This window comes from Micromonospora zingiberis, assembly GCF_004331455.1.
Taxonomy (GTDB): domain Bacteria; phylum Actinomycetota; class Actinomycetes; order Mycobacteriales; family Micromonosporaceae; genus Micromonospora; species Micromonospora zingiberis.
Genome location: NZ_SJJR01000023.1, coordinates 62,448 through 75,997, shown reverse-complemented (window position 1 = coordinate 75,997; position 13,550 = coordinate 62,448). Strand labels below are relative to the sequence as shown.

The 13,550-nt window shown below is 69.3% G+C and carries 8 protein-coding genes; 1 reads left to right on the top strand and 7 read right to left on the bottom strand.

What is annotated here, in order from left to right; all coding sequences use genetic code 11:
* Nucleotides 1–3: 3 nt before the first annotated feature.
* Together gyrA and gyrB are read right to left on the bottom strand one after the other, a co-directional pair.
* On the bottom strand, nt 4–3,783 hold the full coding sequence (gene gyrA / locus E0H26_RS25040; protein WP_131307867.1) for an intein-containing DNA gyrase subunit A: 3,780 nt from the start codon (nt 3,781–3,783) through the stop codon (nt 4–6).
* A gap of 129 nt (nt 3,784–3,912) precedes the next feature.
* Nucleotides 3,913–5,859, bottom strand: a complete 1,947-nt coding sequence (gyrB, locus tag E0H26_RS25035) for a DNA topoisomerase (ATP-hydrolyzing) subunit B (RefSeq protein WP_131307865.1) — start codon at nt 5,857–5,859, stop codon at nt 3,913–3,915.
* Between the two features lie 540 nt (nt 5,860–6,399).
* Between gyrB and E0H26_RS25030 the strand changes: the two genes are divergently transcribed.
* Nucleotides 6,400–6,981, top strand: coding sequence for a hypothetical protein (locus tag E0H26_RS25030; protein ID WP_131307863.1), 582 nt, complete (start codon nt 6,400–6,402; stop codon nt 6,979–6,981).
* 68 nt (nt 6,982–7,049) lie between these two features.
* Here the strand turns inward: E0H26_RS25030 and E0H26_RS25025 are convergent, their stop codons facing one another.
* From E0H26_RS25025 to dnaA, 5 genes are all read right to left on the bottom strand, one after another.
* Nucleotides 7,050–7,712 carry a DciA family protein gene (locus E0H26_RS25025; RefSeq protein ID WP_338106232.1) on the bottom strand — a complete coding sequence of 221 codons (663 nt, stop codon included), beginning with the start codon at nt 7,710–7,712 and terminating at the stop codon, nt 7,050–7,052.
* On the bottom strand, nt 7,702–8,835 hold the full coding sequence (recF, locus tag E0H26_RS25020; RefSeq protein ID WP_131307861.1) for a DNA replication/repair protein RecF: 1,134 nt from the start codon (nt 8,833–8,835) through the stop codon (nt 7,702–7,704). The genes E0H26_RS25025 and recF overlap by 11 nt, the downstream gene beginning before the upstream one ends.
* A gap of 16 nt (nt 8,836–8,851) precedes the next feature.
* Nucleotides 8,852–9,724: a phosphogluconate dehydrogenase (NAD(+)-dependent, decarboxylating) gene (gnd, locus tag E0H26_RS25015; RefSeq protein WP_131307859.1), complete on the bottom strand. Its 873-nt coding sequence runs from the start codon at nt 9,722–9,724 to the stop codon at nt 8,852–8,854.
* A 41-nt stretch (nt 9,725–9,765) separates the two neighbouring features.
* The gene (dnaN, locus tag E0H26_RS25010) at nt 9,766–10,899 is read right to left on the bottom strand and encodes a DNA polymerase III subunit beta (RefSeq protein WP_131307857.1); all 1,134 of its coding nucleotides are present in this window, start codon (nt 10,897–10,899) and stop codon (nt 9,766–9,768) included.
* A 765-nt stretch (nt 10,900–11,664) separates the two neighbouring features.
* On the bottom strand, nt 11,665–13,482 hold the full coding sequence (dnaA, locus tag E0H26_RS25005) for a chromosomal replication initiator protein DnaA (RefSeq protein ID WP_131307855.1): 1,818 nt from the start codon (nt 13,480–13,482) through the stop codon (nt 11,665–11,667).
* Nucleotides 13,483–13,550 lie beyond the last annotated feature (68 nt).

Sequence of the window (13,550 nt, the reverse complement as noted above, 5' to 3'; positions counted from 1 at the left end):
CAACTAGTCCTGTTCGTCAGGCTCGTCGGCATTGCGAGCAATCGCCACGATAGTCACGCCATCCGGAAGGTCCATCAGCTTGACCCCCATTGTGTTCCGGTCACGCGTACGGCGTACAGGCTTCACCGGAGTCCGGATGACGCCACCGTTGCTGGTGATAGCGAACAGCTCGTCGTCCGGGTCGATCACCACAGCACCGACCAGACCACCGCGCCGCTCGGTGATCTTCGCAGTCAGTACACCCTTACCTCCCCGGCCCTGGACCGGGTATTCCTCGATCGGGGTACGTTTCGCGTATCCCCCGTTCGTGGCCACCAGAACGTCCAGACCCTCCCGGACGACCTCCATGGCCAACAACTCGTCTTCCTCGCTGAACCGCATCCCGATCACACCCGAGGTGGCCCGACCCATCGGCCGCAGCGCCTCGTCGGTCGCGTTGAACCGGATCGCCTGGGCGTTCTTGGAGACCAGCAGCAGGTCGTCGGTCGGCCCGACGAGCGCAGCACCGACCAGCTCGTCCTCATCGCGCAGGTTGATCGCGATGATTCCGCCGGACCGGTTGGAGTCGAACTCCTCAAGCCGCGTCTTCTTCACCAGGCCGTTCTTCGTCGCCAGGACCAGATAGGGAGCCACCTGGTAGTTCGGGATCTCGATGATCTGCGCGATCTGCTCGTCCGGTTGGAAGGCGAGCAGGTTCGCCACGTGCTGACCCTTGGCCACCCTACTGGCCTCTGGAAGCTCGTACGCCTTGGCCCGGTACACCCGACCCTTATTGGTGAAGAACAGCATCCAGTCGTGCGTCGAGCAGACGAAGAAGTGGCTGACGATGTCGTCCTGCCGCAGCGTCGCACCGCTGACCCCCTTGCCGCCACGCCGCTGCGAACGGTAGAGGTCGACCTTCGTCCGCTTGGCGTACCCCGTCCGGGTGATCGTGACCACCACGTCCTCCCGGGCGATGAGGTCCTCCATCGAGACCTCGCCGTCGAACGGGATGATCTGCGTACGCCGGTCGTCGCCCCACTTCGCGACGATCTCGCCCAACTCCTCCGAGACGATCCGCCGCTGCCGCTCCGGCTTGGCCAGGATGTCCTTCAGGTCGGCGATCTCCAGCTCCAGCTTGGCCAGGTCGTCCAGGATCCGCTGCCGCTCCAGCGCGGCCAGCCGGCGCAGCTGCATGTCCAGGATCGCGGTCGCCTGGATCTCGTCGATGTCCAGCAGCCGGATCAGGCCCTGCCGCGCGTCCTCGACAGTGGGCGAACGCCGGATCAGGGCGATCACCTCGTCCAACGCGTCCAGCGCCTTGGACAGACCCCGCAGGATGTGCGCCCGCTCCTCCGCCTTACGCAGCCGGAACGCCGTCCGCCGCCGGATCACCTCGATCTGGTGCTCGACGTAGTAGCGGATGAACTGGGCCAGATTCAACGTACGCGGCACCCCGTCGACCAGGGCCAGCATGTTCGCGCCGAACGTCTCCTGGAGCTGGGTGTGCTTGTAGAGGTTGTTCAGCACCACCTTGGCGACCGCGTCGCGCTTGAGCACCAGCACGATCCGCATACCGGTACGCCCGGAGGACTCGTCCCGGATGTCGGCGATCCCGCCGAGCTTGCCCTCCTTGATCAGCTCGGCGATCCGCTCGGCCAGGTTGTCCGGGTTCACCTGGTACGGCAGCTCGCTGACCACCAGCGCCGGCCGCCCCCGCTTGTCCTCCTCGACCTCCACCACCGCGCGCATCCGGATCGAACCCCGCCCGGTGCGGTACGCGTCCTGGATGCCGGCCTGGCCGACGATCAGACCGTGAGTCGGGAAGTCCGGGCCCTTGACGATCTCCAGCAGCGCTTCGAGCGTGGTGGCCTCGTCCGCCTCCGGATGCTCCAGGCACCACTGCACCGCCGCGCCGATCTCCCGCAGGTTGTGCGGCGGGATCTTGGTGGCCATGCCGACCGCGATGCCCTCCGAACCATTGATCAACAGGTTCGGGATCCGCGACGGCAGGATGGTGGGCTCCTTGGCCCGGCCGTCGTAGTTGTCCTGCAGGTCGACGGTGTCCTCGTCGATGTCCCGCAGCATCTCCATCGCCAGCGGGTCGAGCTTGCACTCGGTGTTGTGGCTGACAAAGCCGTCGGAGACGAACGAGTGGTCGTCGGTGTCCACCCGGATGCTGAAGACGGCCCGCACACCCGCGTCGGTGACGTTGTCCACCTCGGCGTAGTAGAAGCGCCCGTCGACAAGGGGCTCGACCACGTCGAGCACCTCGGCGTTGGTGATCCGCGCCGCGATCTCGTCGCGATCGCGCTCCCAGCGCTCGATCCGGTCCACATTGTGCCGGCGCAGCCAGTCCCGCTCGGTCCAGCGGCTGGCGCCGTGCTCGCGGATGAAGTCGCCGACCAGCGGTACGTGGTCGCTGGAGAGCGCCGTGCTGCTCGCCGGCACCGAGGCCAGCTCCGACTCCAGCTTGGCCTGCTTGCGACCGAGGAAGCCGACCTGGGCGGCGAAGATCCGCGCGTCCCGGCGGTTGGTCACCACGACCTTGATCTCACCGTCGTCGTACCGGCACTGCCGGCTGACGACGCCGAACTCCAGCAGCAACTGCTGCACCTCGCGGGCGAGCCGCTCGCTGCGCGTGGAGTACGAGATCTGGATGGTGTTGCGCGGCAGCAGCGACGAGGAGCCGTCGCCCTCGAAGAGCGCCTGGAGGAAGGCCCGCTTGATCGCCGCCGGCCCCTGCCAGACGAACTCCGGCACGAACTTGGCCGCGCTCCGCGCACCGACCATGTCACCGAGGATGCTGGCCCGCAGCGCGGAGAGATCCTGGATGTCCAGCTCGTACAGGACGCTCCCGGAGGCGATTACCCGCTCGCCGATGTACCGGGGGCCACCGACGGCGAGGTCGTAGGCCGCCAGGACGCGAACGAAGAACTCGCGGTCGACGTTGTTGAAGCCGGCGCGGGTCTCGGAGACCCAGCCCTCGCTGACGAAGGCGCCCGCGAGGACGGCGGCTTCGACGTGCTCCAGCATCGGGTAACCGATCTCGTCCGGCACGCTGCGCTGGAGCACCACCCGGTCACCGGGGGAGATCTCGGCGAGCAGCTTCCAGAGCAGCGTCGGCACGCCGGCCACGTCCACCAGGCAGAGCACCGGGTGGTTGTGGGTGCCGGTCAGCTCGTACCCCTCGCGGGTGCGCAGCCGCAGCGTCGGGTGTTCGCCGGAGTGGAAGAACGCCGAGGCGCGGACCAGGTCGCCGTTGCGGTCGCGGACCTTGAGGTCGATGTCGGTCTCACTGCTCGACGCTGCGGCCGGCACCACGTCGCCGATCCGCACGCTGCCACCAGCGGTACGAATACGGACATCTGAGGTCAGACAGTAACGCATAGCCGCAGCAGGGTCGTTTCCGGGCGAACCGAAGTTGCCGTTGCCGTCGACCAGGGGGTAGCGCAGCGACCAGGGCTGGGCCATCCGGACCAGGGCGTCGTAGATGGCCGAGTCCCCGTGCGGGTGGAACTGGCCCATCACGTCGCCGACGACGCGCGAACACTTGACGTAACCACGGTCCGGTCGGTAGCCCGAGTCGAACATGGCGTAGAGGATCTTGCGGTGGACCGGCTTGAGCCCGTCCCGGACGTCCGGCAGCGCCCGCCCGACGATGACGCTCATCGCGTAGTCGAGGTAGGAGCGCTGCATCTCCACCTCGAGCCCGACCGGCTCGATGCGGTCGTGGGCGACCACCGCGGCCGACGCCTCGGGGGCCTCGGGCTCGTTAGGTGTGGACTCGGGGGATTCGGTCACTGTTAACCCTTATCAGACTGAGAGTCGTTTTCGTGCTGTGGATAACGGCTGTGGATAGCGGCCAAGCTGTGGATAACTCTGTGGACCGGTGGCCGGGCCGGATCGGGTCCGGCTCGGCCACCGCGTCCGTCAGATGTCCAGGAAGCGGACGTCCTTGGCGTTGCGCTGGATGAACGAGCGGCGGGCCTCGACGTCCTCACCCATCAGCACGCTGAACAGCTCGTCGGCGGTTGCCGCGTCGTCCAGGGTGACCTGGCGCAGGGTACGGGTGGCCGGGTTCATCGTGGTCTCCCACAGCTCCGGGTAGTTCATCTCGCCGAGGCCCTTGAACCGCTGGATGTCGTCCGGCTTGGCGTTGGCCTTCTTCTGCTGGCGCAGCGCGATCAGCCCGTCGCGCTCCCGGTCGGAGTACGCGTACTGCGCGTCATCGCCCTTCTTGTTCCACTTGATCTTGTAGAGCGGCGGGGCGGCCAGGTAGACGTGACCCAGCTCGACCAGCGGGCGCATGAAGCGGAACAGCAGGGTGAGCAGCAGCGTCTGGATGTGCTGACCGTCGACGTCGGCGTCGGCCATCAGCACCACCTTGTGGTAGCGCAGCTTCTCCATGTCGAAGTCGTCGTGGATGCCGGTGCCCAGCGCGGTGATCAGCGCCTGCACCTCGTTGTTCTTGAGCACCCGGTCGATCCGGGCCTTCTCCACGTTGAGGATCTTGCCGCGGATCGGCAGGATCGCCTGGGTACGCGGGTCACGGCCCTGCTTGGCCGAGCCGCCGGCCGAGTCGCCCTCGACGATGAAGACCTCGGACTCGCGCGGGTCGGTGGACTGGCAGTCGGCCAGCTTGCCCGGCATCGAGCCGGACTCCAGCAACGACTTGCGTCGGGCCAGCTTGCGCGCCTGCTGGGCGGCGATCCGGGCGCGGGCGGCCTGGGACGCCTTGGTGATGATGATCTTCGCCTCGGCCGGGTTACGGTCCAGCCAGTCGACCAGCCGGTCGTTGCAGACCCGCTGGACGAAGCTCTTCACCGGGGTGTTGCCGAGCTTGGTCTTGGTCTGACCCTCGAACTGCGGGTTGGTCAGCTTGACCGAGATGATCGCCGCGAGGCCCTCGCGGATGTCCTCGCCGGAGAGCTTCTCGTCGCCCTTGAGCAGCTTCTTGTCCGCGCCGTAGCGGTTGACCACGCTGGTCAGCGCGGCCCGGAAGCCCTCCTCGTGGGTGCCGCCCTCGTGGGTGTTGATGTTGTTGGCGAAGGTGTAGACCGACTCGCCGTACGACTCGTTCCACTGCATGGCGATCTCGAGCGACATGCCCTCTTCCTCGGCACCGAACTCGATCACCGTCTTGTGCATCGGGCTCTTGGAGGCGTTGAGGTGCCGGACGAAGTCGGCGATGCCGCCCTCGTACTGGAAGGTCACCTCGCGGACCTTGCCCTCCTCGCCCTCCGGAACCCGCTCGTCGAGCAGGTGGATGGTGAGGCCACGGGTCAGGAAGGCCATCTCCTGGAGGCGTCGGTAGATGGTCTGGAAGTCGAAGTCGACGGTCTCGAAGACGTCCGGGTCGGGCCAGAAGGAGACCGCCGAGCCGGTGCGGTCGGTCGGCTCGCCCTTCTCCAGCGTGGTCGGCTTGGAGTGGTGGTACTGCTGCCGCCAGACGAAGCCGTCCTTGTGGATCTCGACTGCCATCTTGGTGGAGAGCGCGTTCACCACGGACACGCCGACGCCGTGCAGACCGCCGGAGACCGCGTACGCCTTGCCGTCGAACTTGCCGCCCGCGTGCAGCACGGTCAGCGCGACCTCGACGCCCGGCTTCTTGAGCTTGGGGTGCAGGTCGACCGGGAAGCCTCGGCCGTTGTCGGTGACCCGGACGCCGCCGTCGGCGAGCAGCACCACGTCGATGGTGTCGCAGTATCCGGCCAGCGCCTCGTCCACCGCGTTGTCCACGACCTCCCACACGAGGTGGTGCAGACCGCGTTCACCGGTGGACCCGATGTACATGCCGGGCCGCTTACGGACCGCCTCCAGCCCTTCGAGGACGGTGATCGACTCGGCGCCGTACTGCTGATTGTCCTGCGCTGCCACCCTCGGCCACTTTCTCGCACCGAACGTGCCGTCAGGCACGTCGGGCGCGGGTTCGGCGGACAGGACGCGACGTCGGCACGCGGACCGGTACCTGGGACAATTCCGGGGTACGGGTCGAACGCGCCGGTCGCCGCGGTTGCCCGCGGATCGCGATCGGCTCGACCCGAGTCGGACAATGATCGCGGCCCCGCACCGGGCCCGCGAAGCGTCGCTCCGCACCGGGTCTTCGTCTCAGGCCAATCTTACTGTGCGCGGGCGATAGAACCACCACTCGGCACCCCTTCGCGGCGCCTGAGATTCACGTAGCCGGCCGAACTGCGCCGTCCGCGACTCCCCCTACACGCCAGGGCATGATCAGCGGATCTGTCGCGTGACGACGATGCGGGCCTGCCGTCCGACACCAGCCGCTGCGGAGCCGGTACCGTCCACGGCGGGCGATTCCGGGCGGTCGGGTCGACGGGCGGCCTTGATCTTTCACGGCCGGAACCGGACGATCGACCCGATTGACTCGACCCGTGCTCGTTGAGAGGTGGACACCAGATGGGGCTGGACAACGTCGCGGTCCAGTGGCCGCGGACCGGCCGCTTCTACGACCCGGTCGCACCGGCAGAGTTCGTCGACTTCGGCGATATCGTCGACGTGCCGGGGATCTCGGCACCGACCGCCGCGCTCGCGGAGCTGATCGCGAAGACAGGCACCGTCCGGGCCACCGCGTACACCGAGGTGGTCGATCTGATCCTCGGGCTGGACGGGGTGCTCTACGCCACCGAGGCCGCCGCCGAGGACGAGGACCCGGTGATCGACCCGGACGGGTGCGGCTGGATCGCCGGCGGCATCGAGCGGTTCGTCGCCGCGCACCGGCCGCACGGCGAGGCGGTGACCTTCGAGTCGGTCGGCACCGTGCTGCGCTCGTTGCTCTCCGACGGCCGCCTGGCCGAACAGCAGTTGCGCTGGCTGGACAGCCGGTTGGAGGCGCTGCGCGACGACAGCGGGGCCGCGCCGCAGTGGACCTTCACCTGTGCCGAGCTGAGCGTGGTGGCCGCCTTCTACCGGCGTTGCGCCGACCGGGGCTTCGCCGTCTACGCCGAGTCGGCCGCCCCGCGCCGGGCGCCGCAGTCCTAGCGGCAGCGGGCTGTGGGTACGTCTGTGGTGGCGCTGGCGACCTCGGACGTACCCACAAGGCTGCTGGGTCAGCCGTAGGTGTCGCGGGGTCCTCGGCCGCGTACCCGCCGGGGGCCGCGTGACCAGGACGGCGCGGCGGGACCGTGGATGTGCAGCTTGCGTACGACGTTGTGGCCGATCTCACGGCCGATCTGTTGTAGCAGCGAGCCGGCGAGCAGGCGCAGCTGGGTCGCCCAGGCGGTGGACCGGGCCTCGACGGTCAGCTCGCCGTTCTCCAGCTTGACCGGCCGGCTGTGCTGGGCCACCTCCGGACCGACGACCCGTTCCCAGGCGCCGAAGACGGTCGCTTCGGCGGCCGGCTGTTGCCAGCCGCGGGCCTTCACCAGTCGGTTCAGCACCGCCCCGAGCAGTTGTGGATCTCGGGGGTCGGGTCCCGGCCCGGAGTAGCCGCGTAACCGGCGCTCCCCGCTGGCGGCCCCGGTCGGGTCCCGCCGTCGCGTCCGCCCGGCCGCCTCCCGCCGGGCCTTGGCCGCGTCCAGCACCGCCCGCGCCAGTTGCGGTCCGACCACCCCTTCGGTCCCGCCGTTCTCGGCCGGGCTGCCGGGCGACGGCGCGGTGGGGGCACTTTCCGCCCGCTTCCGGTTCGGCGGCTCCGGTGTGCCGGCGGCACCCGACGGTGTGGGACCGGCGTGGCGCTGACGCCCACCCGGGTAGGTCGGCTCATCCGGCACGTCGCACCGTCCCTTCGGCTACCTCGTACCGGGCGCCGCGCAGGGCGGCTGGCACATCGTCGGCGACCGCACAGGTCACCAGCAGTTGGCTCGCCCCGCCGACCAGTTCGGCCAGTCGTTCCCGCCGGCCGGCGTCCAGCTCGGCGAAGACGTCGTCGAGCACCAGCACGGGCTCGATGCCGTCGCTGCGGAGCAAGTCGTAGCCGGCGAGCCGGAGGGCGAGCGCGTACGACCACGACTCGCCGTGGCTGGCGTACCCCTTGGCGGGTAGTGGACCGAGGCTGAGGATCAGGTCGTCGCGGTGCGGGCCGACCAGCGTGGTGCCCCGCTCGATCTCCGCGGAGCGTTGCTCCTCCAGCGCGGCGGTGAGCACCTGGGCGAGGTTCTCCCGGTCGGTGGTCGGCTCGGTCAGCTCGACGGACGGCCGGTAGGCGATCCCGGCCGCGCCGCGCCCGGCGGCCACCGCGTCGTACGCCTTGGCGACGTGTGGGGTCAGCGCGGCGACCAGTTCCAGCCGGCCGGCGAGCAGTTCGGCGCCGTGCCGGGCGAGGTGGGTGTCCCAGACGGCCAGCGTCGACAGGTCACCGCCCCGGGTGCCGCCGGTCTTGCGGGCCAGGTACGCGGTGCGCAGCAGCGCGTTGCGTTGCTTGACCACCCGGTCGTAGTCGGCGCGTACACCCGCGTAGCGGGGCTGGCGCAGCACCAGCAGGTCGTCGAGGTAACGGCGGCGTTCGGCCGGGTCGCCCCGGACGAGTTCGAGGTCCTCCGGGGCGAAGAGCACCAACCGCAGCGCACCGAGCACGTCGCGGGCCCGGCGGGCCGGCGATCGTCCCAGCCGGGCCCGGTTGGCCTTGCCGGGCACGATCTCCAACTCGACCAGCAGTTCCCGGCCCTCGTGCACCACGCCGCACCGGATCACCGCTGCGGTGGCGCCCATCCGCACCAGCGGCGCGTCGGTGGCGACCCGGTGGGAGTCCAGCGTCGCCACGTAGCCGAGCGCCTCGACCAGGTTGGTCTTGCCGACGCCGTTGGCACCGATGAGGATGTTCGGCCCCGGTTCGAGGTCGACACCGACCCGCTCGTACGAGCGGAAGTCGACCAGTTCGAGCCGGCGGACGTACACGGGGGCCGGGTGCCGGTCAGCGCTTGCGGACGGCGTGGCCGCCGAACTGCTGGCGCAGCGCGGAGACGGCCTTGAGGGCCGGCGACTCGTCCTGTCGGGAGGCGTACCGGGCGAACAGCGAGGCGGTGATGACGTTGAGCGGTACGGCGAGGCGGACCGCTTCGTCCACCGTCCAGCGCCCTTCGCCGGTGTCCTCGGTGTAGTCGGTGAGCTGGGCCAGTTCCGGGTCCTCGTCGAGTGCCCGGTCGAGCAGGTCCAGGAGCCAGGAGCGGACGACCGTGCCTTCGCGCCAGGACTTGATCACCCCGGGCACGTTGGTGACCAGCTCGGAGGCGGTCATCAGCTCGTAGCCCTCGGCGTACGCGTGCATCAGGCCGTACTCGATGCCGTTGTGCACCATCTTCGAGTAGTGGCCGGCGCCGACCGGGCCGGCGTGCACGAAACCGAAATCACCCTCGGGCTTGAGCGCGTCGAAGATCGGCATGAGCCGGTCCACGTGCTCCTGGGAACCGCCGACCATCAGGCCGTAGCCGTTCTGCCGGCCCCACACGCCTCCGGAGACGCCGACGTCGACGTAGCCGATGCCACGGTCGTTGAGCCGTTCGGCCCGAGGGGCGTCGTCGCTGAACCGCGAGTTGCCGCCGTCGATGATGAGGTCGCCCTCGCCGAGCACCTCGGCGAGTTCGTCGATGGTGGCGTCGGTGACGCCGGCGGGCACCATCACCCAGACCGCGCGGGGAGCCGCCAACTTCTCGGCCAGTTCCGCCGCGCTCGCGACGTCGCTCAGCTCCGCGTTGTGGTCCAAACCGACCACCTCGTGACCGGCGGCGCGCAACCGCTCGCGCATGTTGCCGCCCATTCGGCCGAGGCCTACCAGGCCGAGCTGCATCTCGTGGTTACCTTTCGTGTGGTACGGGTGTCTCTGCCGGATCAGCGGGACACGCGGATCGGCATGATGAGGTACCGGTACCCACCGATGAGCTCGCCATCCTCCCCGGCAGGGGAAATCACCGCCGGCTTGAAGGCGTCGACGAACTGCAGTACGGCGAACTGGGCGCCGAGGTTGGCCAGGCCGTCGATGAGGTACTGCGGGTTGAAGCCGATGGTGAGCGGCTCGCCGGTGAAGGTGGCCTCCATCGCCTCGCTGGCCCGTGCCTCCTCGGTGCCGCCGGCCTCGACGACCAGTCCGTCGGCGCTGAAGCTGAGCAGCACCGGGGTGGTCCGCTCGGCGACCAGGGCGACCCGCTTGACGACCTCGATGAGGGTGCTGACCGCCACTCGGGCGTCGGCGTTGTGACTGGCGGGGAAGAGTGAGCGCACCGGCGGGTAGTTGGCGCCGTCGAGCAGCCGGCTGGTGGTCCGTCGGGTGCCGCCGGAGAATCCGATCATCCCCTCGCCGGCCGCGCCCTGGGACAGGGCCAGGGTGACCTGGCCGCCGAGCGGGCCGAGGGTCTTGGCGGTGTCGTTCAGCGTGCGGGCCGGCACCAGCGCGTTGATGCTGATCTCCGGGTCGTCCGGGTTCCACTCCATCTCGCGCAGCGCCAGCCGGTAGCGGTCGGTGGCGAGCATGGCCAGGGTGCCACCGGACAGCTCGACCCGGACGCCGGTCATCATCGGCAGCGTCTCGTCCCGGCTGGCGGCGATGGCCACCTGGGCGACGGCGGCGGCGAAGGCGGCCGCGTCGACCGTGCCGGCGCTCTCCGGCATCTCCGGCAGGGTCGGGTAGTCCTCCACCGGCATGGTGGGCAGGGTGAACCGGGCGCTGCCGCAGACCAGTTCGAGGTGCGCGCCCACCGCCGCGATGTCGACCGGCTTGGCCGGCAGTGCCTTGGTGATCTCGGCCAGCAGCCGACCGGAGACGAGCGCGGCGCCGTCGGCGTCGCCCTGCACCTCCACGGTCACCTGGCTGGAGACCTCGTAGTCGAAGCCGGAAACCTGCAGGCTGCCGTCGGTGACGCGGAGCATCACGCCGGCCAGCACCGGTACGGACGGCCGGTTGGGCAGACTTTTCGCGGTCCAGGCCACGGCCTCAGCGAGCGCGTCGCGCTCCACTCGGAACTTCATTAATGCCTCCGCGTCGACGTCGACGTCGTCAACTCTCTCATGCCGGCCGCTGCCCACCGACCCGCCTGGCGTGCGGGTACCCATCGCACCTTAGGGCGCGAGGGTATCGGCTGTGCGCCCGACCCCATGGATCGTGTCGATGCTGACGGGTACCTCCGACAGCCATCGGCCGATCCACAGGAAGTCCAACGGTGATGATTGGTTTTCGTTCTTTTAGAAGAGATAACCCATCGTCTTCATCGCACCTGTGCAAACTGTGGAGAACTCGTATCAGCGCAGGTCAGAGTGGTTATCCACCGGTGGTTTTGCTGTGGAGAACCAGGGGTACAACCGGTCCGGTAGTCCACAGGTCGTCGGTGCGCCCCCGGTTGTCCACCGTTGTCCACCGGTTGTCCACCGGTAATCCACCGACTTTCTCCCCACCCCTGTGGATGGACGGGGACGCCGTCCGGGCTGTTATCCCCAGAACCTTCAACAGCTCGCCCACAGGGCGGCCGTCTTCGGTGGACAGAGCGGGCGGCTGTCCCCAGCCATCCCCAGGCGTCCACAGGGTTGTCCCCAGGGTTTCTCCACAGCCTGTGGGTAACCGGATGGGAGCGCTCCGTGGTTTTCCACCGGCGGTGGACAACAAGTTGTGGACAACGAGCGGGAGCCTGTGCGGTCACGCCCTCGATGGTGTGGCCTACACCTCGTCGAGGGTCAACCCGAGGGCACCAAAAAACCCGGCCGGATGCTCCCGGCCGGGCCGCTCTGGTGGCGTACGCCTCAGGTGTTCTGCTTGATCCGGTTGGTCAGCTCGGCGATCTGGTTGTAGAGCGAGCGCCGCTCGGCCATCTGCTGACGGATCTTGCGGTCGGCATGCATGACGGTGGTGTGGTCCCGGCCACCGAATGCCTGCCCGATTCGCGGCAGCGACAGCTCGGTCAGCTCCCGACACAGGTACATCGCGACCTGTCGGGCGTTGACCAGCACCCGGGAACGGGACTGTCCGCGCAGGTCCTCCAGGCTCACCCCGAAGTAGTCGGCGGTGGAGACCATGATCTGGTCGGCGGTGATCTCCGGGCCGGCGCCGTCCGGGATGAAGTCCCGCAGCACCTCCTCGGCCAGCGACAGCTCCACGTTCGACCGGGTCAGGCTGGCGAAGGCGGTGACCCGGATCAGCGCCCCCTCCAACTCCCGAATCGAGTTCGACACCCGGGAGGCGATGAACTCCAGCACGTCCGGCGGGGCGTACAGCCGCTCCTGGGCGGCCTTCTTCTGCAGGATCGCGATCCGGGTCTCCAGGTCCGGCGGCGTGATGTCGGCCAGCAGACCCCACTCGAACCGGGTCCGCAGCCGGTCCTCAAGGGTGGCCAGCTGCTTGGGCGAGCGGTCGGAGGTGATCACGATCTGCTTGTTGGCGTTGTGCAGCGTGTTGAAGGTGTGGAAGAACTCCTCCTGGGTCCGCTCGCGGTTCTCCAGGAACTGGATGTCGTCGATCAGCAGGATGTCGACGTCGCGGTAGCGGCGCTGGAACGCACTGGTCTTGTCGTCGCGCAGCGAGTTGATGAAGTCGTTGGTGAACTCCTCGGTCGAGACGTACCGGACCGAGCGGGCGTTGCCCAGCGTGGTGGCGTAGTGCCCGATGGCGTGCAGCAGGTGGGTCTTACCCAGCCCGGAGCTGCCGTAGATGAACAGCGGGTTGTACGCCTTCGCCGGCGACTCGGCGACCGCCACGCTCGCCGCGTGGGCAAAGCGGTTCGACGAGCCGATGACGAACGTCTCGAACATGTACTTCGGGTTGAGGCGGTTGCCACCACTGTCCGCGCCGGTGGGCAGTCGCCGGTCGTCCCGTGGGCGGTGGTCGCCGCGGCCGGGGCCGCTGTCGGTGCCACCGTCGCCGGGCAGCGCCCGGATCACGTGTTGGTCGCGGGGGGAGACTCCGGGTTCCTCGCCGAACCGGGTGCCGAAGCCGCGCGGACCGGTGGTCGGCGGGTCCAGGCGGCCGACCCGCTCGGTGAAGCCCATCCGCGGGGCTGGCCGCCGGTTGGTCTCGCCGGACCGGTTGGCCGGTTCGCCGAAGGCGGCGCCGAAGAGGGTTTCCTGACCGTCGGCCACGGGTGGGCCGGTGCGCGGGCCACCGTCGGCGGGGGGCGCATCCGGTGCGGGCCGGTCGAACCGGTCCGGGTGCGGTTGCTCGGGGATGAGCGGGAGCTGCTGGCGGTCGTCGGCCATCGCGTCCTGCCCGGGGACGGGGCCGCCGAAGGTGACCGGAGGGTCGTCGTGGCCGCCCGGCCCGTCCGCCGGGTTGCTGCGGTAGACGGTGCCCTCGGTACGGCCGTCCTCGGGTGCCCGAACGGTGACCGCCACCTGGATCGGGCGGCCCAGCCGACGGGTGAGCGCCTCGGTGATGGCCGGCCGCAACCGCGACTCGATCACATCCCGGGTGAAGGCGTCCGGCACGGACAGCAGCACGGTGTCGTCGACGATCGCCCGTAGTCGGGTCAGCCGCAGGTACGCCCGCTGCTGCGCGGAGATGATCTCGTCGGCGAGTTCGTCCGTGGTCGCCGTCCACACCGCGGCAAGGTCGGTCGTACCGGCCACCGTCGTGCCACCCCCTCGCCTCTGCTCCCGGACGCCGCCGTCCCCCGGCCATCCGTAGGCCCAGTGCC